This is a genomic window from Roseovarius sp. EL26 (assembly GCF_900327775.1).
GTDB lineage: Bacteria > Pseudomonadota > Alphaproteobacteria > Rhodobacterales > Rhodobacteraceae > Roseovarius.
This window is the reverse complement of record NZ_OUMZ01000007.1, coordinates 1185573-1205229: the sequence shown is the minus strand read 5'-3', so window position 1 is coordinate 1205229 and position 19657 is coordinate 1185573. Positions and strand designations below refer to the sequence as shown.

The 19657-nt window shown below is 52.1% G+C and carries 20 protein-coding genes, 1 tRNA gene and 1 pseudogene; 18 read left to right on the top strand and 4 right to left on the bottom strand.

What is annotated here, in order from left to right:
• Positions 1-5: 5 nt before the first annotated feature.
• From D9A02_RS13755 to D9A02_RS19250, 4 genes are all read left to right on the top strand, one after another.
• Positions 6-2453 (top strand): DUF3772 domain-containing protein, encoded by a 2448-nt coding sequence (locus D9A02_RS13755; RefSeq protein ID WP_254054635.1) that lies wholly within the window; start codon positions 6-8, stop codon positions 2451-2453.
• 144 nt (positions 2454-2597) lie between these two features.
• A tRNA-Ser gene (locus tag D9A02_RS13750) sits at positions 2598-2687 on the top strand.
• Positions 2688-3196: 509 nt separating this feature from the next.
• Positions 3197-3457 (top strand): HNH/endonuclease VII fold putative polymorphic toxin, encoded by a 261-nt coding sequence (locus D9A02_RS19590; RefSeq protein ID WP_120501496.1) that lies wholly within the window; start codon positions 3197-3199, stop codon positions 3455-3457.
• Positions 3458-3927: 470 nt separating this feature from the next.
• Positions 3928-4074 carry a hypothetical protein gene (locus tag D9A02_RS19250; RefSeq protein WP_162933074.1) on the top strand — a complete coding sequence of 49 codons (147 nt, stop codon included), beginning with the start codon at positions 3928-3930 and terminating at the stop codon, positions 4072-4074.
• Between the two features lie 508 nt (positions 4075-4582).
• Here the strand turns inward: D9A02_RS19250 and D9A02_RS13730 are convergent.
• Complete coding sequence (locus tag D9A02_RS13730; protein ID WP_120501493.1) at positions 4583-5437, bottom strand: MurR/RpiR family transcriptional regulator; 855 nt, start codon at positions 5435-5437, stop codon at positions 4583-4585.
• 115 nt (positions 5438-5552) lie between these two features.
• Between D9A02_RS13730 and D9A02_RS13725 the strand changes: the two genes are divergently transcribed.
• From D9A02_RS13725 to D9A02_RS13710, 4 genes are read left to right on the top strand one after another with little or no spacing between them, the layout of a single operon-like run.
• A complete protein-coding gene (locus D9A02_RS13725) occupies positions 5553-6323 on the top strand; it encodes an N-formylglutamate amidohydrolase (protein ID WP_120501492.1) in 771 nt (256 codons plus the stop codon).
• 2 nt (positions 6324-6325) lie between these two features.
• A complete protein-coding gene (locus D9A02_RS13720) occupies positions 6326-6910 on the top strand; it encodes a TRAP transporter small permease subunit (RefSeq protein WP_120501491.1) in 585 nt (194 codons plus the stop codon).
• Positions 6907-8226 carry a TRAP transporter large permease subunit gene (locus D9A02_RS13715; protein ID WP_120501490.1) on the top strand — a complete coding sequence of 440 codons (1320 nt, stop codon included), beginning with the start codon at positions 6907-6909 and terminating at the stop codon, positions 8224-8226. Before D9A02_RS13720 ends, D9A02_RS13715 begins: the two co-directional genes overlap by 4 nt.
• Positions 8227-8280: 54 nt before the next feature.
• A complete protein-coding gene (locus tag D9A02_RS13710) occupies positions 8281-9318 on the top strand; it encodes a TRAP transporter substrate-binding protein (protein ID WP_120501489.1) in 1038 nt (345 codons plus the stop codon).
• A gap of 262 nt (positions 9319-9580) precedes the next feature.
• Here the strand turns inward: D9A02_RS13710 and D9A02_RS13705 are convergent.
• A pseudogene (locus D9A02_RS13705) lies at positions 9581-9733 on the bottom strand (integrase core domain-containing protein); the annotation flags it as partial.
• Between the two features lie 562 nt (positions 9734-10295).
• Here D9A02_RS13705 and D9A02_RS13700 point away from each other — a divergent pair.
• The 7 genes from D9A02_RS13700 to D9A02_RS13670 all read left to right on the top strand — a co-directional run bounded on the left by D9A02_RS13700 (position 10296) and on the right by D9A02_RS13670 (position 16407).
• Complete coding sequence (locus D9A02_RS13700; protein ID WP_162933073.1) at positions 10296-11087, top strand: DUF2059 domain-containing protein; 792 nt, start codon at positions 10296-10298, stop codon at positions 11085-11087.
• 188 nt (positions 11088-11275) lie between these two features.
• Positions 11276-11929: a 50S ribosomal protein L21 gene (locus D9A02_RS13695; protein WP_120501487.1), complete on the top strand. Its 654-nt coding sequence runs from the start codon at positions 11276-11278 to the stop codon at positions 11927-11929.
• An 11-nt stretch (positions 11930-11940) separates the two neighbouring features.
• A complete protein-coding gene (gene rpmA / locus D9A02_RS13690; protein ID WP_120501486.1) occupies positions 11941-12210 on the top strand; it encodes a 50S ribosomal protein L27 in 270 nt (89 codons plus the stop codon).
• Positions 12211-12395: 185 nt separating this feature from the next.
• The gene (locus tag D9A02_RS13685; RefSeq protein WP_120501485.1) at positions 12396-12935 is read left to right on the top strand and encodes a GNAT family N-acetyltransferase; all 540 of its coding nucleotides are present in this window, start codon (positions 12396-12398) and stop codon (positions 12933-12935) included.
• A 31-nt stretch (positions 12936-12966) separates the two neighbouring features.
• On the top strand, positions 12967-14004 hold the full coding sequence (gene obgE, locus D9A02_RS13680) for a GTPase ObgE (protein WP_120501484.1): 1038 nt from the start codon (positions 12967-12969) through the stop codon (positions 14002-14004).
• Entirely contained in the window at positions 13992-15098 is a 1107-nt protein-coding gene (gene proB / locus D9A02_RS13675) for a glutamate 5-kinase (RefSeq protein WP_120501483.1), read from the top strand. The genes obgE and proB overlap by 13 nt, the downstream gene beginning before the upstream one ends.
• 43 nt (positions 15099-15141) lie before the next feature.
• Positions 15142-16407, top strand: coding sequence for a glutamate-5-semialdehyde dehydrogenase (locus tag D9A02_RS13670; protein WP_120501482.1), 1266 nt, complete (start codon positions 15142-15144; stop codon positions 16405-16407).
• Here the strand turns inward: D9A02_RS13670 and D9A02_RS13665 are convergent.
• Entirely contained in the window at positions 16367-17026 is a 660-nt protein-coding gene (locus D9A02_RS13665) for a histidine phosphotransferase family protein (RefSeq protein ID WP_120501481.1), read from the bottom strand. The two genes, D9A02_RS13670 and D9A02_RS13665, sit on opposite strands and share 41 nt — an antisense overlap.
• Positions 17027-17055: 29 nt before the next feature.
• Between D9A02_RS13665 and D9A02_RS13660 the strand changes: the two genes are divergently transcribed.
• The 3 genes from D9A02_RS13660 to D9A02_RS13650 all read left to right on the top strand — a co-directional run bounded on the left by D9A02_RS13660 (position 17056) and on the right by D9A02_RS13650 (position 18992).
• Positions 17056-17238, top strand: a complete 183-nt coding sequence (locus tag D9A02_RS13660) for a DUF3553 domain-containing protein (RefSeq protein WP_120501480.1) — start codon at positions 17056-17058, stop codon at positions 17236-17238.
• Positions 17239-17385: 147 nt separating this feature from the next.
• Positions 17386-18153 carry a GNAT family N-acetyltransferase gene (locus tag D9A02_RS13655; RefSeq protein ID WP_120501479.1) on the top strand — a complete coding sequence of 256 codons (768 nt, stop codon included), beginning with the start codon at positions 17386-17388 and terminating at the stop codon, positions 18151-18153.
• Between the two features lie 59 nt (positions 18154-18212).
• Complete coding sequence (locus D9A02_RS13650; protein ID WP_120501478.1) at positions 18213-18992, top strand: 1-acyl-sn-glycerol-3-phosphate acyltransferase; 780 nt, start codon at positions 18213-18215, stop codon at positions 18990-18992.
• Here D9A02_RS13650 and D9A02_RS13645 read toward each other — a convergent pair.
• Positions 18989-19624, bottom strand: a complete 636-nt coding sequence (locus D9A02_RS13645; protein ID WP_120501477.1) for a thiamine phosphate synthase — start codon at positions 19622-19624, stop codon at positions 18989-18991. The two genes, D9A02_RS13650 and D9A02_RS13645, sit on opposite strands and share 4 nt — an antisense overlap.
• Positions 19625-19657: the final 33 nt, after the last annotated feature.

The following is a 19657-nucleotide window of genomic DNA, read 5'->3' as shown; positions in this document are numbered from 1 at the left end:
ATTCCGTGACACGCCTGCTATCGATCTTCTGCCTGCTGCTGGGGCTAAGCCTTGGCGGTATGGCTTGGGCGCAGGATGATGTAACGACGCCAGATTATCAGGCGTGGCAAAAAGCGGCGGGCATTGCAGAGCAGGCGATTGAGGCTGAAAAGATATCGACAGCAGCATTTGAAGAGCTGCGCGATGAAATGGCGGTTTGGCGCGATGAGTTTCGTGCTGACGGATCAATCAACAGTAATGCCATCGCGATTGTACGCGATCAAATCTCTGCGCTGGGTCCGGCACCTGAAGATGGCAATGAAGATGCTGAAACGGCGCATCAACGACAAACGCTGAATCTGCGCCTGTCAGAATTGGAGGCCCCGGTTAAAACGGCAGAATTGGCATTTCGCCGGGCAGATGGGATGATCAGCGGGATTGATGACCTGATCAGAGAGCGACGCAAGCAAGAGTTCCTTACGTTAGGGCCATCCCCGCTAAACCCGATCCACTGGGAAGCCACCCTGCGCGAGATTGGCGCGACGCTCGCAACCGTCCGGTCTGAGGTGGTGACTGCTTTGCGTCATCCCAAACAGATCGAGGATACCCTTGGATTTACGCCGGTCGCCATCGTTCTGGCGCTGATTGGTTTACTGTTATTGACGCGTGGTCGCGGGTGGGGGCAAACCCTGACAGACCGTGTTCTGGGCACAACCCCCATAGCGGCTCGTCGGGCCCTTGGTTTTGCCGTATCCCTGAGCAGTATGGCGCTGCCACTGACTGGCGTTTATATCCTGATACAGGGTGTCTATATCAGCGGTCTGGTTGGGCTGCACGGCGACTTTATGTTGCGCGCAGTTATACCTTCGATGGCGGTGTATCTTTTTGCGCGCTGGCTGACACTGCGAGTGTTTTCCCCGCGCGAGCAGAGTGAACCTATTCTGCGATTGACCTCAACCCAGCGGAAAACCGGACGCAGGTGTGGTGATTTTCTGGGCGCGATCGCCGGTCTTTACCTTTTCTTGATGGATGTTGCTCAAATCGGTGGATGGACTGCAGCCACAACCAATGTGGTTCTTTACCCGCTGATTGTGATGGCGGGCCTACTCTTGTTCAAACTGGGACAGCTAGTGCTGATTCACAGCCGTCTTCGTGACAATGAATGCGGTGAAACCAGCTATCGGGCACGGCTGTCAAACCTCTCTGCGCGGGCGATTATGGCGCTGGCAATTGCGCCGCCTATACTGGGCGGTATCGGCTATTTCGCTGCGGCACAGGGATTGTTGCTACCAACGTTACTTTCGCTGCAAATCTTAGGTGCGTTGCTGGTGGTGCAGCGGCTGGTTGGGCAGATCTATGTGATGCTAACGGGCGGGCGCAGCAGCGCCTCGGATTCGCTGATCTTGGTGGTGATAAACTTCTGTCTTGCACTTTTGACACTCCCGGTTCTTGCCTTGGGTTGGGGCGCTCGCTGGGCTACGTTGACCGAATTGTGGAGCAAACTCAGCGAGGGCGTCACATTAGGTGAAACCCGAGTTTCGCCCACGGCCTTTTTCACGCTGATTATTGTGTTTGCTATCGGATATATTGCGACACGTCTTATTCAGGGGGCGTTGAAAACCACAGTCCTGCCCAAAACCCGGCTCGATATCGGCGGGCAAAGCGCGATCGTTTCCGGTATGGGCTATGTCGGGATCTTTTTCGCGGCTTTGGCCGCAATTGTTTCGGCAGGTATCAATCTTAGCTCAATCGCCATTGTCGCCGGGGCGCTGTCTGTCGGGATCGGTTTTGGCCTTCAGACTATCGTATCGAATTTTGTGTCTGGTATCATCCTTTTGATTGAACGCCCTATATCTGAGGGCGACTGGATCGAAGTTGGTGGCAACATGGGATACGTGCGTGACATCAGCGTGCGTGCCACTCGGATTGAAACGTTTGACCGCTTTGACGTAATCGTACCGAACTCAGATCTGGTCAGTGGCACCGTCACCAACTACACCCGTGGCAATACCATTGGCCGGGTGATCGTGCCGGTAGGCGTAGCCTACGGCAATGACACGCGTCGGATCGAAAAGATCTTGCTGGAAATCGGCGAGGCTCATCCGATGGTTTTGGCTGATCCCGCACCCTATGTGGTGTTTCAGGGGTTTGATGACAGTTCGCTGAATTTTGAGATCCGAGCGATCTTGCGTGATGTGAACTGGGTCCTGAATGTCAAATCCGACATGAATCACGAAATCGCCCGCCGCTTTGCTGCGGAAGGTATTGAGATCCCATTCCCACAGCGCGATATCTGGGTGCGCAGTTCTGATCAGTCTAGTGCATTGAGCGCTGGGTCGAAGCCAGGGGCGCAACAGACCGCCAGTGCCGACAATACCACACAGGCGACCAGCTACGTGTCACAGTCTGACCTTGATGGTGATGCTGATGCTGGCGGAGACGGAGGCGGCGGAGGTGGTGACGGCGGCCGTTAAGCCCCGTTCGACCATCGGGTAGAGGTCTTGCGCCTGTGAAAATAACCAAAATTGCGCGCGCAAAGCCTTTGGCGCAAAAAACTTTCCCATGGTACTGAAATCACCTTGCCTTTCCCAAGCTTTATACAGTACCACCGGCGCCACGGAGCGGTGGCCGAGTGGTCGAAGGCGCACGCCTGGAAAGTGTGTAGGCGGGAGACCGTCTCCAGGGTTCGAATCCCTGTCGCTCCGCCACTAACCCCTGCAGTATTCTGCCTCTCTGTGGTTGGCGTAATTTACCTTTATATAACGGTCGCTTAGATGCAACGCTTTGCTGCGTAGACGCCCGTGATCCGACCGTATCTCTCATATTTCCGCATCCGTCTCAGTTGGCCTGCTTTGGAGGTTCCATTGCGGGTGATTTGGTTCGCGTGGACTATTTTTACAGGGAATTTCGCGGTTTTTTTAAACGTGGAAATATGCGGCGAGATGGTGTGTGTTGTTTTACAACGGGTTTTGCGCATTGCTGCGATATTCAAAACAGGGAATTTGCGAGGAAGCGCTAAAATAGGCGCGGCCCAGATTGGACGCAATATTGATAGCCCAAGTCCTGATTGCCCGAGAAAGTGAGTGTGAAACCTTGAGCGCTTAAACGCCCAGCATCCTCTCATGTGCCGCCCAATCAAGAGGGAGCTTCATTTTGATCAGCATACGGGTTGTGAGATCGGCAGGCTGGGTGCCGTTCATAATGGCCCTCTGGATTTTTGGGGACAGCGCGGCGACAAAATCAATTGGGTGGGCAAGGACAGTTGATAGAGACTAGAAACTATGTCTATGATCACCCTAAATATGGTCAAATCGTAGTCAAGGAACATAGTGTTGGCCATCCAGCTTATTCGGGGAAACCCGCGAGCCAGCCGCATTTCAATATTGAGCGATATCACGGCGAAACTAATGGTAAACATCAAACTTCAAGTATTTCAGATGTTTCGGGGTACTACACTTTTGATGGATCAGGTTTATAGGTGAATAGATGTGGAGAAATCACAAGGCATTACACAAACGTATCATTTCCATTTTAGGAGAGGACCGACAAGGAACCCAAACGATCGCAGAACTGAAGATTTACCCTGATCAGGTTCTCGCGGTCGTGTACGAACGTTACGAACAACCTCCTTTGAATCTCAATAAAAAGGGTAAAGATTGCATCAGGTTCGATCTTTTTTTCAGCCAATAACCGCATCTATCGTTAGAAATACCTCTGATCAGGTTAAGAAAAGCAGCATTATTTTTATTGATGAGAAAAACATAGAATTTTCTATGGGACGGTTTAACTACCGATTTAGTTGCGATGAAATTACATTTTACGCATTTCAGGCGCTCAACTATAGTAAAGTCGTAGATAACAATTTTGGTAAGATGTTAGATGAACAAGTATAAGGCATTGTCAGACTAATTTGCTTGCCCCTGGGATAGGGCAGGGTAGCTTGCGATTATGACCAGTAAATGCCCGTTTAAATATTTCAAATCCAGCCGTGATGTCATCCGTTTCGCTGTGAAGTTACGCATTCACTATGGCCTGTCGTTACGACAATGCGAGGATATGCTGGCCGAGCGCGGCATTGATGTCAGCGAGCCGTAGGGTGGGTAATATTTGCCCACCGCTTTTGGGTGCCATGGAATTTCACGTCATTCGCTCACCCTGATGGCCGCCCCTTAGCCTTGCATCACCACTCCGTCCGCGCGCCCCTCCTTTGCGTACCAAACCCGCGTACAACCTGTACAACCTGTACGCAATTTTCCACGATACCTTTGCTGCCATTCCCTGTGCCAATGCAAGGACAGGCTGGCGAAACGTGTGATGCAGAAATTCCGCAGCCATGCCAGTTTGCAGAATTTCGCCTCCGCCCACGCCTCAATTTACAACCACTTCAATGTGGAAAGAAACAAAACCAACCGCGCCAGATTAAAGACACTACGATCCGCCGCGAACACCGAGTGGAACCAACTTTTCGCGGCCTAAGAACAGGGAGTTGTGTGTCTTTTTGAGACTGGTTAGAATTCGCCTGATACCACCGCCGTTAACCCCTGATGTGTCCTACATCTGCCGTATAAAGGCGACTCTAACGGCTAGGCACATATTGCTGTGGTCAGGTGAATTTTCTAAACAATTTTGTATCGTCGAATACGGATTCTAGCGCGTCAGTGCGTTCTTTTACCGACTCCCAGGTTGCTTCTTGCACAGCGGCGATGACGCATTCGACCAAAAGCAACAGAGACTGACACGAATCCCATGCCGAGGGCACAGCAATGCGTGCGCCAAAGCTGTATTGTGCAAAGCGGTGGATAGGGGAGCGCCATTGATCGGTGAACAAGGCCACGCTGGCCCCGCGTTGCTGTGCCATTTGCGCCACAAGCAACGTGTCATTTTGATAGCGGCGGACATCAAAGGTAATCAGAAGGTCATCTTCCTTAATATCTAACAAATCATGGGCCCAAGCAGAGCTGGCCGGGATCAGGCGAACCTCGGCGCGGATCATTTGTAGGTGTAGATAGAGATACTGTGCAATAGTGTGAGATATGCGCCCACCTGCAATGTAAATACGCCGGTTCGGATCAGAGACCAGGTTGCAGACGGCGTCAAAGGCTTCGATATCCAGATGTTCCAACGTGGCACGCTGATTTTCCTGAGAAGCGCGGGAATAGCGATTGACGATGTGCTGTTCTGGCAATTCATTCTTCCAGGCATCGCGTTTGGCAATAGGGTTTGAAATAACCTCACCCAGCTCTTTGCGCAGGCTCGACTGAAAGTCGGGAAATCCTTTGAAACCGAGCTTTCTTACCATACGCAAAACGGTCGGGGTGGATACACCGGCCTTTTCAGCGATCTCGGTCATACTGCCCAAGCCAGAGATTGGGTAGTCACCCAAAATACTATCCGCCAGTTGGATCTCAGAGCGGGTCATGGCTTTGGTGTTGGTTTGGATTTTTTCGGCGATTGACATGTGATTTCCACAGTTTGCTGATATTTGTACAGTATATTACAAAATTAAATGCTGCGACAAAGAAGTTTCAGTAAATTTATTGACAGGTAAAAGTTTTTTGTAAAACGTGTTACAAATGATGACTCCACTGTGTGATTCCACCTACGGGCCGCCAGCCCTTGTTCTGCCTGCACCGGCGGATGCGGACGTGCTTATAGTTTGTGAACATGCCTCTAATCATATTCCTGTATGTCTGGATGGTCTAGGGTTGGAAGCGGAAGTCTTGCAAAGTCACGTAGCATGGGACCCGGGGGCGTTGGGCGTGGCGCAGCACCTAGCAACGGTGTTTGCGGCACCGATTGTTAGGGGCGAAATTTCGCGTTTGGTTTATGATTGCAATCGCCCTCCGGAAGCGGGAGATGCCATTCCAGCGCAAAGTGAGATCTATAACATTCCTGGGAATGTGAATCTAACACCAGAGCAACGGCAGCAAAGGATTGATCTGGTATACAAGCCTTTTTATGCGGTTTTAGCTGGGGAAATTGCAGCTCGCCAGAGATCACTACGAGTAATGGTGACTGTCCATAGTTTCACACCGGTTTACCGGGGGCAAAGACGTGATGTTGAAATTGGCATCCTGCATGGGGACGATGCGATCTTTGCCGAGGCGATGATGGAAACGCAGCCTATCGGTTCGCCTTATCTGACGCTGATGAACGAACCATATAGTGCCACTGACGGAGTGGCGCATACGCTTGACTTGCACGGTGCGACGAATGACCTGCCGTCAGTCATGTTGGAAATCCGCAATGATCTGATCACAACGGGGATGAAACAGTCACAAATGGCGAACATGCTAGCCACGTGGATTCAGCGCGCTTTGACGAAATGTGAGGGCAGGTTGTAGCTATGATTGGTGTGATGCTGGGATATGTCCAAGTGGTGGATGCAATCAATCGGCGCATTGGCAGGGTTACTATGTATGGCCTGTTTGCCATGATGGCGGTCTTGTTGTGGTCTTCGATTTCCAAGACGTTCTTTCTACCGTCACTCTGGACGCTCGAAATAGCACAGTTTGCTATGGTCGCCTATTTCATGTTGGGTGGCCCTTACGCGATCCAAATGGGATCGAATGTGCGTATGGACTTGTTCTATGGCGGATGGAGTACACGACGTAAGGCTGTGGTAGACGCCTTTACTGTCTTTTTCCTGATCTACTATCTCTACATGCTGTTTTACGGTGGGCTTGGATCGTTGGCGTATTCCTTTGGTTACTGGGGAGATGAGCCATATTCGTTTTTCGCGGGCCTATTGACAGGCAGTGAAGAGATTGGCCGATTAGAGCGTTCCTCGACTGCGTGGCGGCCTTATATTTGGCCTGCCAAGTTAATCATGGTGACAGGCATCTTCTTGATGCTGCTACAAGCCATTTCTGAATTTTTCAAAGACATGGCACGGCTTGCTGGGCATGATATCGCGGAGACACGGGTATGAGCCAGGAACACATCGCGCTGTTCATGTTTTCGACGATGATGTTGATGCTGCTGAGTGGTCAGCGGGTATTTGGTGCTATTGGTGCCATTGCGGCCATCGCTGCGATGGCCTTGTGGGGCACAGGTGGATCAGACATTCCGTTTGCAGCAGCAATGAAGTTGATGAAATGGTATCCGCTACTGACGCTGCCGATGTTTATTTTCATGGGTTATGTTCTGTCGGAAAGTCGGCTGGCGGATGACCTTTATCGCATGTTCCATGTCTGGTTCGGTAATGTGAACGGCGGGTTGGCCATGGGTACAATCGGCTTGATGGTGTTGATTTCGGCGATGAACGGCTTGAGTGTTGCTGGCATGGCTATCGGAGCGACGATTGCTCTGCCAGAGTTGCTGAGGCGCAATTACGATAAGCGCATGGTGACCGGAGTGATTCAAGCGGGGTCCAGTCTTGGTATCTTGGTGCCGCCGTCGGTGGTTCTGGTGCTATATGCGATGATTGCGCGCCAGCCCGTTGGGCAATTGTGGCTGGCTGGGGTTGTACCGGGCTTGATGATGGCTGCGATGTTTGTGCTTTATATTTGGATCCGTTGCCGCATTCAGCCTGAACTGGGGCCAGCCTTGCCTGACGCAGGAAATGTTCCCCGCGCAGAAAAGATCAGGTTGCTGGGGGCGGGTCTATTACCCCTGTTGATTTTTGCTGCGATGATGGTGCCGTTTGTGAATGGCTGGACATCTTTGGTGGAAAGTTCGGCCATTGGCGCATTGACTGCATTCTTTGCCGCGGTTCTGAAACGACGGATGACGTGGAATGTATTTGAAACCTCTGTTCGTCAGACGCTGGGCATTACCTGCATGTTCATGTGGATCATTCTGGCGGCGCTGGGATTTGGCGCAGTTTTTGACGGCTTGGGCGCGGTAAGCGCGATTGAAAACCTGTTTACCGAACAATTGGGCCTGAGCCCGATCATGATACTGATCTTGATGCAGCTTAGCTTTATCTTGATGGGCACGTTTCTGGATGACACGGCGATGCTGGTCATTGTGGCGCCGCTTTACGTGCCGTTGGTTGGCGCACTGGGCTTTGATCTGATCTGGTATGGCGTGCTATACACAATCACTACGCAGATCGCCTATATGACGCCGCCGTTTGGCTATAATCTATTTCTAATGCGCGCGATGGCCCCGCCTGAGATTTCGTTGCGCGACATCTATGTTTCTATCATTCCGTTTGTCGGGGTGATGGTCTTAGCATTGACGTTGATCATGCTCTTCCCGCAGATCGCGCTTTGGCTGCCTGAATATGTTTATCAAAAATAACCTAAAAAGAGTTTCGCAAAGAAACCAACCATTTAAGACAAGGAGACTAGGACCATGACGACAACTAGACGTAAGTTTATCACCAGCGCTGCGATGGGCGCAGCGGCGGCCCCGCTGGCGACACCAGCATTGGCGCAAAGCACAATTACCTGGCGGATGCAAACCTATGCGGGCCCAGCATTGGGTGAGCACGTGATCAAGCCTGCGATTGATATGTTCAATAAAATCGCCGGTGACCGGATGCAGATCGAACTGTTCTATGCTGATCAGCTGGTCCCAACTGGAGAGCTGTTCCGGGCGATGCAGAAAGGCACGATTGATGCGGTTCAGTCAGATGATGATTCGATGGCATCGCCAACGGATGTGACTGTCTTTGGCGGATATTTCCCATTTGCTTCACGCTACAGTCTTGATGTGCCAGTGTTGTTTAACCAGTACGGCTTGAACGAGATTTGGGATCAGGAATACTCTGCCGTTGGTGTCAAACACATCAGCGCGGGTGCATGGGATCCATGCCACTTTGCTACCAAAGATCCGATCAACTCGTTAGAGGACCTCAAGGGTAAGCGCGTGTTTACATTCCCGACAGCTGGTCGTTTCCTGAGTCAATTCGGTGTCGTGCCAGTGACACTGCCGTGGGAAGACATCGAAGTGGCTGTGCAAACCGGCGAGTTGGATGGCATCGCGTGGTCGGGCATCACAGAAGACTACACAGTGGGCTGGGCTGATGTGACTAACTACTTCCTAACCAACAACATTTCGGGGGCTTGGGCTGGTTCATTCTTTGCAAATATGGATCGTTGGAATGAGCTGCCGGAAGACCTGCAAACACTGTTCAAAGTGTGCTGTGATCAATCACACTACTATCGTCAGTGGTGGTATTGGGGTGGCGAGGCCAGCCTGCGTGTCAATGGAGATAAAATGCAGCTGACCACCATTCCAGATGAAGAATGGGCGCAGGTTGAAGCGGCGGCAACCACCTTCTGGGATGAGATTGCAGCCGAGTCTGAGACTAAGGCGAAGGTTGTTGAGATCTTCAAGCAATATAACGCAGACATGCAAAAAGCTGGCCGTCCATATCGCTATGGTTGATGCTCTCTGGCAATAAGCTTGCGGGGCGACAGTGTCGCCCCGCAGGGCACTAGGAGCCTAACTTTCTTGCCCTGTGGATGGTGCCGGGATGGCTTGTGGATGTGACGCATAAATGCCCGTCTAAATATTTCAAACCCAGTCACGAAATTTGTCCACTCATTATGACCTCTCGCGTCAACAATGAGAGGATATGTTGGTCGAGTGCTGAATAGATGTCATTTACGGGGGAACCCGCTGATCAGTCCAACCTAAGTGGTCCAGTTTAAATGTTAGTGCATGATTGCCTGATTTCCATCGGCACTATGGTTTCCGCAGCCGGTGGGCGATAGCCCAAAGCACTGTATGGACGTTTAGTGTTGTAGTGTTTCCTCCACTGTTCGATCAGGATCTGTGCTTCTCGAAACGAGTAAATCACGCTCCGGCAGCCCCATCACAAACGCACCCGTAATGATCCGAACGGGTTGCAATTTCGGGTTTAGCAGGAAATCATAAGGTCATGATCGGGCTGCATCACTGATATTCGCATGTTGGCCAACGTTTCGCCCTTGATTGCGGCTATTCAATCGCCTTGAACCCAGCCCAAATCATGAACAAACCGCGTTCTCATGCCGTACAGACCCTATAGTGCAGCCCTCCTAAGACAGGGGGCTGTGGTTTTAAAATTTCACGATACGTTCGGTAAAGGTTTCGAAAATATTTACAAATTTATGCGTTGAAAACAAACTAACCATGCCGGTTTCCGATACCGCTCCGTTCAGCCATTCCGGCATCTCTCCGAGGAGGGGGGCGGGCGTTTAGTTGCCTTTTACGGGTCGCACAAGGGGTTTCGCATTGTTTGCCGTCAAAAAGTCATTAGCTTGTCTCTGTCATCAAACGAGAGGCTTTTCGTGATTTTTACAGTTTTGCACCCGAATTCATCTTGGATGAGGCTGGCAAAGCCGCTGATTAAACCTTTGTCCCTCACAAGAGTGGCGACAGTGGCGTTACTGCTCTTTACCCCCGCGCAAGCGGCCGAGGATGATGAGATTACTCAGTTGATAGAAGCGTTGCGGTTTTATGAAACCGCCGAGATCATGCGTGAAGAGGGGCAGAAATACGGGGCAGAGATTGCTGTTGAAATGCTGGGAGGCGCTAATCTGGACAGTTGGCAACAACAGGTCAATCGGATCTATGATGTCGACAAGATGAACACGCTGATCGCGGCGCATTTCAAGGCGGAAGTCGGAGATCTTGACCTTGCGACAGCTGTGGCCTTCTTTACCTCGGAGCTGGGGGCCGAGATTGCAACGTTGGAACTGACCGCACGGCGGTCGTTTCTGGAAGACCACGTCGAGGATCGAGCGATTGAGCAGTACCTTGAGCGCAAAGACGACGAAGATGTGCTGATTGGCCAGATCGCCACCATCATCGAAGACAGCGATCTGATCGAGCTGAATGTTATGGGCGGGCTCAATGCCAATTTTATGTTTTATCGTGGCCTGGCCGAGGGCGGTGCGCTGGACATGAGCGAATCCGATATGTTGGCCGACGTCTGGGCGCAGGAAGATGGCATTCGAAAGGATACTAAGGAGTGGATCAACGCATTTTTACTGATGTCGTATCAGCCCCTGGAGCAAGGTGAGTTGCAAACCTATATAGAGTTTTACCAGACAGAGGCGGGGAAAACGCTGAATCGTGCGATGTTTGCGGCTTTCGACCAGATGTATGATGAGATTTCATACCTTCTGGGACAGGCTGTGGCGCAGCATATGCAAAGTGAGCCGTTATAAGCGCATTGCGGTCAATTCAGCCTTGACTTTGGGCGCCTTTCCCCGGATAAGCGCGCATCTTGGCGGGATACTCTCGTCCGGATTTACGTATTATGCTTCAAAGTAGCACGCTGTTCGAGGCGGCCCAATGGGCCAAGAATACCCTGAAGAGGGAGCCGTAGAATGCGAAAACGAAAAGGAAAGACGCAATGTTCGCGGTTCTGAAAACCGGTGGCAAGCAATACAAAGTTCAATCTGGTGACGTTCTCCGGGTTGAAAAGCTGGCTGCTGATGCTGGAGAAAAAGTCCAGTTTAATGAGATTCTGATGCTGGGTGGCGATGCCCCTGTTGTTGGTGCACCATTTGTTGATGGCGCAGCGGTTCAGGCTGAAGTCGTTGATCAGATCAAAGGCGACAAAGTGATTCACTTTGTCAAACGTCGTCGTAAGCACAGCTCCAAGCGGACCAAAGGCCACCGCCAACAGCTGACACTGCTGCGTGTCACAGACATCCTCGCCAAAGGTGCGGACAAGTCTGGTGTGAAAGCAGCTTTGGGTGCGGGTTCAGCGCCTGCAGCGATTGAAGCAGCGGCTCCTGCAAAGAAGCCTGCGGCCAAGAAAGCCCCTGCGAAAAAAGCGGAAGCGAAAGCTGAAGTACCTGCTGGCGCAGATGATCTGAAAAAACTTTCAGGTGTTGGCCCGGCGCTTGAGAAAAAGCTGCTCGCCGCTGGCGTGACATCTTTTGCTCAAATCGCAGCATGGTCTGACGCAGACGTAGCTGATTTTGACGAGAAACTGTCGTTCAAAGGCCGTATCGAGCGTGAAGGCTGGATCGAACAGGCCAAAGAATTGACTAAAGGCTAAGGAGAGACAAGATGGCACATAAGAAAGCTGGCGGTTCATCACGTAACGGTCGCGACTCTGCTGGTCGCCGCCTTGGCGTAAAACTCTACGGTGGCCAAGAGGTTAACCCAGGCAATATCATCGTGCGTCAGCGCGGTAATAAGTTCTGGCCAGGCGAGGGTGTAGGTCAAGGTAAAGACCACACAATCTTTGCTGTTTCCGAGGGCGCTGTAAAGTTCCACAAGGGCTTCAAAGGCCGCACCTTTATTTCGGTTCTCCCAGTGGCGGAGGCCGCTGAGTAATCCGACCTTAAGGTTTTGCAAACATTAAAGGATCGGCAAGCAGCCGATCCTTTTTCGTTTTTGACGGTCAATTGCGATCAAAATTTAATGATTACGTTACAGATCAGGAATATGAGGCTTGAAGATACGCCCTGAGGTTCCAAATCAGATGTAGCCAGGATCAGGCGGGATAGAGGAGAGCACGCATGTTACTGGAAAGAATTACAAATCAGGCTTTGATTGAGACACCACGGTTCGATCTGCGTCCATTGCGCGCGTCAGATGCAGGATTGATCACGATGAACCTTAGCGATCCCCGCGTGGCACTGAATACCAGCTCTGTGCCGCATCCATTACCACCGGGCACAATTGAGGCGATGATTGCACGGGCGCAGGCCGATGGCCGATTCGAGGATTTCTGGGCCATGGATGGCAGCAAATCCGGCGGCGATGAGGTCATGGGTGTCATCAGCTTGGTCCGTTTGGAACATGACCAGTCTGAGGTAGGTTATTGGGTGGCCCCGGCCTATTGGAACACTGGTGTGGCATCTGCTGCGGTCGAGGCTTTGCTCAAGGCCAACCCGCAAGAAAGCAAAAACATCTTCGCTGCTGTCTTTCAAGACAACGCGGCCTCGGCACGTGTGCTGACGAATTGTGGCTTTAAATACCTTGGTGACGCCGAGAGTTTCTCGGTCGCGCGTAATTCAAAGGTCGCAACCTGGACATATAGTTGGAAAACTGATTGAGGCGGACGCCGCCTTTGCTTAAGGACACAGCATGAAATTCTTGGATTTAGCAAAGGTCTATATTCGATCAGGTGCAGGCGGTAACGGCTGCATCAGTTTCCGGCGTGAAAAATATATCGAATATGGTGGCCCCGATGGTGGCGACGGTGGCAAGGGCGGTTCTGTTCTTGTGGAAACCGTTGATGGTTTGAACACACTGATTGATTTTCGCTATCAGCAGCACTTCTTTGCCAATAACGGGCAACCGGGCATGGGCAAGCAGCGCACTGGTAAAGATGGCGATGATATCGTATTGCGTGTGCCTGCCGGAACCGAGATCCTTGATGAAGATCAAGAAACAGTGATTGCCGACCTTACGCAACTGGATGAACGTGTTCAGTTGGCCAGGGGCGGCAATGGTGGCTTTGGTAACCTGCATTTCAAAAGCTCCACCAATCAGGCGCCACGCAGGTCAAATCCAGGGCAGGAGGGGATCGAACGCACGATTTGGCTGCGTCTCAAGTTGATTGCAGATGTGGGGCTGTTAGGTCTGCCGAATGCAGGCAAGTCGACCTTTCTGGCCGCCACGTCAAATGCACGCCCAAAGATTGCGGATTATCCGTTTACCACGTTGCATCCCAATCTGGGTGTTGTCGGAGTGGATGGTGTTGAATTTGTCGTCGCGGACATTCCGGGCCTGATCGAGGGCGCGCACGAGGGCCGTGGGCTGGGTGACCTGTTTTTGGGCCATGTTGAACGGTGCGCAATGTTGTTGCATCTGGTTGACGGCACCGCGGAAGATGCGGTTGAAGATTATAAAACAATCATTGGCGAGCTAGAGGCCTATGGCGGCGAATTGGCGGTCAAACCACGTCTGACCGTGCTCAATAAGGTGGATGCCTTAGATGACGAGGAACGGGCCGAGTTGGTTGAGGCGTTGCAAAAAGCCAGTGGCGATAAGGTTATGACTATGTCTGGTGTGTCAGGCGAGGGGGTTACACAAGTGCTGCGCGCCCTGCGGTTTGGTATCGACAGCAGCCGGTTGAAAAACATCGAAGAGTCAGAAGAGACAGGGTCGTGGCAGCCATAAAAAACGCAAAACGTATTGTGATCAAAATCGGTTCTGCCTTACTGGTGGACCGCGATAGCAATCAATTGCGCCTCGAATGGCTCAAGGCATTGGCCGAAGATGTGGCGATGCTGCGGGCGCGTGGAACCGATGTGATTTTGGTCTCATCTGGCTCCATCGCGCTTGGGCGCGGGGTGCTGTGCCTGCCGATGGCAGAGCTGTCTCTAGAGCAATCTCAGGCAGCTGCCGCTGTCGGACAGATCCAGCTGGCGCACGCTTATGACCGCGCGTTGGGAGCGCATGATATCAAATCGGCGCAAGTCTTGGTTACGTTGGAAGATAGTGCAGACCGCCGCCGCTATCTAAACTCCCGCGCCACACTTGAGCAGCTTTTGCGTTTCGGTGTTGTTCCGATCGTGAATGAGAACGATACCGTCGCCACAGACGAGATCCGTTATGGTGACAATGATCGTATGGCGGCGCAAGTTGCTGTGACTGCTGGCGCCGATCAGTTGATCTTGCTTAGCGATGTAGATGGATTTTATTCAGCCAATCCAACACAGGATGTCACTGCGTATCGATTTGATGTGATTGAAAAAATAACCCCTGAGATCGAAGCGATGGCGGGCGATGCCGGTTCAGGTCTGAGCAAGGGTGGCATGAAGACCAAGTTGATGGCGGCGAAGACCGCCACTGCGGCAGGCTGCGATATGGCAATCACCGAAGGGTCGGTCATGAACCCAATCCGTGTGCTAGAAAATGGCGCCGCCGTGACATGGTTCACCGCGCAGGGTGATCCACAGCAAAAGCGTAAAGCATGGATCGCTGCGATGAAACCCAAGGGCCAAATCACAATCGATGCCGGGGCCGCTAAGGCGGTGATCGGTGGTGGCAGCCTGCTGGCGGCAGGGGTACGTGTCGTTTCCGGCCGGTTCTGTCGGGGCGACGCTGTGGAAATCCGAACTGTTGATGGCACTGCGGTTGGCAGTGGTTTGATGCGTTATGATGCCAAAGATGCGATGCTGATCGTCGGACGACGCTCGGATGAGATGGAAGAGGTCCTGGGTTATCCGCCGCGTGGCCCGGTCATCCACCGGGATGACATGGCGTTCTAATTCTGCGAATAATACCCCCGAAATCCGACAAGAGGATGATGCAATGAAAGATCTGGATAACATTCAGGACCTGATGGCTGATATCGGCCTGCGCGCTAAAGCGGCCGCAATAGATCTGGCCATTGCATCGCCGGACGCGAAAGAGCGCGCATTGAGCGCTGCCGCTGATGCGGTTTGGGTCGCGCGTGATCAGATTATCGCGGAAAACGCCAAGGATCTGGAGTTTGGCCGCAACAAAGGCCTGTCCGATGCAATGATGGATCGCTTGATGTTGGACGAAGCCCGCATTCAAGGCATTGTTGATGGTTTGCGTGCTGTCGCTAGCCAAGAGGACCCTGTGGGGCAGGTACTGACCGAATGGGATATGCCCTCGGGCCTAAATATCTCGCGTGTGCGCACGCCTTTGGGGGTGATCGGGGTGATTTATGAAAGCCGTCCCAATGTGACCGCCGACGCCGGGGCGCTGTGCCTCAAGTCCGGTAACGCGGTGATCTTGCGTGGCGGGTCCGAAAGCCTGTATTCCTCTTCGGCCATTCACAAATGTCTGGCCCAAGGCCTCAAGACCGCAGGCTTGCCCGAAGATGCGATTCAACTGGTGCCCACCCGTGACCGGGCTGCGGTTCAGGAATTGTTGACCATGACGGACACCGTCGATGTGATTGTTCCACGTGGTGGGAAGGGGCTGGTTGGCTTGGTGCAGCGCGAGGCCCGAGTGCCGGTTTTTGCCCACCTCGAGGGGATTGTTCATATCTATCTGGATAAGCAGGCTGATGTGGAAAAGGCAGTGAATGTGGTGCTGAATGCCAAGACCCGTCGCACTGGTATTTGTGGTGCAGCAGAATGTCTGCTGATCCACGAGAGCCTGCTGGATGGGTTGGGCACTGCGGTGATCGCAGCGTTGGTTGCTGCGGGCGTAGAGGTGCGTGGTGACACACGCCTGCAAGCTATCGAAGGTGTGACGCCTGCATCAAATGAAGATTGGGGTAAAGAATACCTCGACAGCATTATAGCTGCTCGTGTTGTCTCTGATATTGATCAAGCCATTGAACATATTCGTGAATATGGGTCACAGCATACCGATTGTATTATCACCGAGAATGCTGACGCCGTGCAAAAATTCTTTGCCCAGCTAGATAGCGCGATCTTGGTGCACAATGCCTCAACCCAGTTCGCTGATGGGGGCGAATTTGGCATGGGCGCGGAAATTGGCATTGCCACTGGCAAGATGCATGCTCGTGGTCCGGTAGGGGCCGGGCAATTGACCAGCTTCAAGTATCTTGTCGTCGGAGACGGAACGGTGCGCGCCTGACTTTACTTGGCATAACGGTGCTATGAGTGATGCCGATCATTAATTGACCTGAAGAATAACTGACCTGCAAAGGCAGGCCTTGTGCGGCGAGTGAAAGCGGCAAAAGGCCAAACTCCACATGTGAGGCTTGCAAGTCATTGAGCGGCTGACCACTGCGCAGACTATCCCAGTGGGCCGTATCATGCATAATTGTGGATGCCTTGGCCACGATTTGATACTGATGTGACGTATCGCAGAGCGTGATCTCCCCGCCATGGGGCAGCGCCTTGTTCAGACACAGGCTGGCCAACAGCAATACCTGCGCTTGTTTACGGTCAACTGGCCCCTGAATGCCACAGGTTACAGTGGTGCGCTCATTCACAACGTGGTGCATGTTTTCATGAACCAAACTGGTCAACGCCACCTGTCCGTCCCGCGCCGCCCCAAAGGCGATGCGGTAAACCGTGAGCCGGGCAATAATATGATGTGCGCTTTCCATGGTCAGATCATATTCTGGGCCAGAGACGGTATCGGAGAGCCCAAGCAATTCAAGCCCGTTGGAAACGGATCCGATCGGGCTGGCAAAATCATGACAGAGACGCGAGCCTACCAGTGTCGCAATTTCCAAGCTATCATACATGTACAAACCTATCTGTTGAGGACCACTTTATGACCAATCTGAACGCCTTTCTTGCGCCAGGAATGCTTGTGGAACACCCGCAACGACCTGATTGGGGGCAAGGGCAGGTGCAATCTAACATTGGAAATAAGATAACGGTCAACTTTCGAAATGCGGGCAAGGTGGTGATCGATGGAGCCCGAGTGGCACTTTTGTTAAGCGATGAAAACTGAAAAACCTTACTGAAAATTTAACGAAATTTTATTTAACAAAATCTGGATGCAATGGCTGCCGTTGCCTTTGGAAACCCAGCCTTTTAAAAGCAAGCCAAATTGAATGTCACAGCGCGGGGTCAAGCCCGGCATGAGGGTGCAGGCAGAATGAAACAAGACCGTCCGCGTTATCATGTGACCGTGGCCCAGAATGAGCCTGACGTTCGTAAGGCTCAACGACTGCGTTACCAGGTTTTTGTAGAGGAATTAGGTAGCGATGGCCCAATGGTTGACCATCAAAACCGTCTGGAAGTTGATCAGTTCGATTCCTATTTTGACCATCTGTTGTTGTTGGATGCCCAGAATGGTGACGAAGTTGTCGGGGTGTATAGGGTTTTACGCGATGATCAGGCGGCTAGAATGGGGCGATATTATTCCGAGGATGAATATGATCTGAGCACGCTGAAGGCCTCGGGCCGTAAATTGATGGAACTTGGCCGTTCTTGTCTGTCGGCCGAACATCGCGGCGGGCCGGCGATGTTCTATCTGTGGAACGCTTTGGCGCATTACGTCTATGAACATAAGATCGAGATTATGTTTGGTGTGGCAAGTTTTCACGGGACTGATCCAGATGAAATTGCGCAATCCTTGTCCTTCCTGCACCACAATCATCTGGCACCCGAAAACCTGCGTACAAGGGCACAACCAGATCATTATCAAAACATGAATCTTTGCGGGAAAGGTGACATTGATCGCCTGACTGCGATGAAAAAAATTCCATCTCTGATCAAAGCTTACCTGCGGCTTGGTGGTTTTGTCGGGGATGGGGCCTTTGTTGATCATGCTTTCAACACCATCGATGTATGCCTGATCATGGATACAGAGCAGCTCAATGAAAAGCAGAAAAACATTTATTCGAAAGGTGTTGCGGCGTGAGTTTCACCTGGAGGCCTGAAGGTGAACCGACATTCAGACCCATCACATCTGGGGGCTGGATGCGGATTGTGCTGCGCGGGGGGGCTTTTGCTTTGATCTTGTTTGTTGGGGCGATCATCTCGTTCTGCATACGTTTGATTGAGCGGCCCTTCACAGGCGAAAAACGTCCCTTCAGTCCTTATTTGACTCAATGGGTGGCACGCTCCTTTTTTATCCTACTGGGCATGCGGCACGAGGTTTCTGGCGAATACATGAAGCAGTCAGGCGCGGTGGTCGCCAATCATGCTTCGTGGTTTGACATCTTTGCGCTGAATGCCCGTAAAAGGATTTACTTTGTATCAAAATCAGAGGTCGCGAATTGGCCTGTGATCGGGTTTCTGGCTGGAATGGTCGGGACGGTGTTTATCGCGCGCGACCCTAGACAAGCTAAAGTGCATCAAAAGACATTCGAAAATCGGCTGCTGTCAGGACATAAATTGTTATTTTTCCCTGAGGGAACTTCAACAGATGGAATGCGAGTTTTATCTTTCAAACCAACACTGTTTCAGGCGTTCTTCGCTGATAATTTGCTCCATGAGCTCTATATTCAGCCGGTTAGCGTGACTTATTTAGCGCCCAAGGACCAAGACCCACGGTTTTATGCATGGTTTGGGGATATGGAGTTTGGTAGTCATTTCCTGCAGTTATTGGCTGCACCGAAACATGGCAGCGTGTCCATTGTGTACCATTCTCCGCTCAAAGTGGACGCATTTACGGATCGCAAAGCCTTGGCCAAAGCGGCCGAGGATGCCGTGCGTTCTGGTATGCCCGCTGATCGCCAAATCGGGGCGGTGAATTAGGTGCCGCTACCTGTTGCAATTGCGTTAGCAAAGTGCTTGATCGTTTGTGCTGGATCTTCGGATTGCCACAGTTCATCGCCGATTCCGAAAAAATCGGTATAAGGCGCGATGCTGCGCACCAAATCAAGATCAAGCGCGCCTTCGGCAACCACTGGAATTTCGATGGTTTGCGACCACCAGTCAAAGAGGTCCAACTCGGCTTGTGTGCCATCGCCAAGGTTTGAGGCCCCGGCGGGGCCAAAACTGACGTAATCGACACCGGCTTCGCCAGCGCTCATGCCATCATGGCTTGAATTACCACAAAAGCTGCCAACGATTGCATCGGGGCCTAACTCTTTACGAGCGGCACGGACGTTGCGGGATCCGTCTAGTAGATGTACGCCGTCAAGGCCTAGCCGTTCGGCTAGCAGGAAATGCGTATCCAGTACCAAAGCCACGTCGCGGTCATGGGTGATGGCGCGGCAGGCGTCTGCAGCCCGCGACAGGTGATCTTCGTCATGAGAGGAGAGGGCAAGGCGCACACAAGCCACCTCTTGGATGTCCAAAACCTGCGCCAGCTGATCAGGAAACCGGCTCAACTCGATCTCGGGCGGCGTGATGAGGTAAATCTGTGGGTGTTCGGCCTCGGACATTTTTCACTCTCCCGGTAATCTTCGCGCTCCTAT

Excerpts from the sequence above, each read along its gene's own strand:
- rpmA (WP_120501486.1), top strand. The coding sequence starts at position 11,941 with ATGGCACATAAGAAAGCTGGCGGTTCATCACGTAACGGTCGCGACTCT.
- D9A02_RS13660 (WP_120501480.1), top strand. The coding sequence starts at position 17,056 with ATGACCAATCTGAACGCCTTTCTTGCGCCAGGAATGCTTGTGGAACAC.
- D9A02_RS13730 (WP_120501493.1), bottom strand. The coding sequence starts at position 5,437 with ATGTCAATCGCCGAAAAAATCCAAACCAACACCAAAGCCATGACCCGC.
- D9A02_RS13670 (WP_120501482.1), top strand. The coding sequence starts at position 15,142 with ATGAAAGATCTGGATAACATTCAGGACCTGATGGCTGATATCGGCCTG.
- obgE (WP_120501484.1), top strand. The coding sequence starts at position 12,967 with ATGAAATTCTTGGATTTAGCAAAGGTCTATATTCGATCAGGTGCAGGC.
- D9A02_RS13655 (WP_120501479.1), top strand. The coding sequence starts at position 17,386 with ATGAAACAAGACCGTCCGCGTTATCATGTGACCGTGGCCCAGAATGAG.
- D9A02_RS13715 (WP_120501490.1), top strand. The coding sequence starts at position 6,907 with ATGAGCCAGGAACACATCGCGCTGTTCATGTTTTCGACGATGATGTTG.
- D9A02_RS13725 (WP_120501492.1), top strand. The coding sequence starts at position 5,553 with ATGATGACTCCACTGTGTGATTCCACCTACGGGCCGCCAGCCCTTGTT.
- D9A02_RS13710 (WP_120501489.1), top strand. The coding sequence starts at position 8,281 with ATGACGACAACTAGACGTAAGTTTATCACCAGCGCTGCGATGGGCGCA.
- D9A02_RS13695 (WP_120501487.1), top strand. The coding sequence starts at position 11,276 with ATGTTCGCGGTTCTGAAAACCGGTGGCAAGCAATACAAAGTTCAATCT.
- D9A02_RS13645 (WP_120501477.1), bottom strand. The coding sequence starts at position 19,624 with ATGTCCGAGGCCGAACACCCACAGATTTACCTCATCACGCCGCCCGAG.
- D9A02_RS19250 (WP_162933074.1), top strand. The coding sequence starts at position 3,928 with ATGACCAGTAAATGCCCGTTTAAATATTTCAAATCCAGCCGTGATGTC.
- D9A02_RS13685 (WP_120501485.1), top strand. The coding sequence starts at position 12,396 with ATGTTACTGGAAAGAATTACAAATCAGGCTTTGATTGAGACACCACGG.
- D9A02_RS13665 (WP_120501481.1), bottom strand. The coding sequence starts at position 17,026 with ATGTATGATAGCTTGGAAATTGCGACACTGGTAGGCTCGCGTCTCTGT.
- D9A02_RS13650 (WP_120501478.1), top strand. The coding sequence starts at position 18,213 with ATGCGGATTGTGCTGCGCGGGGGGGCTTTTGCTTTGATCTTGTTTGTT.
- D9A02_RS13720 (WP_120501491.1), top strand. The coding sequence starts at position 6,326 with ATGATTGGTGTGATGCTGGGATATGTCCAAGTGGTGGATGCAATCAAT.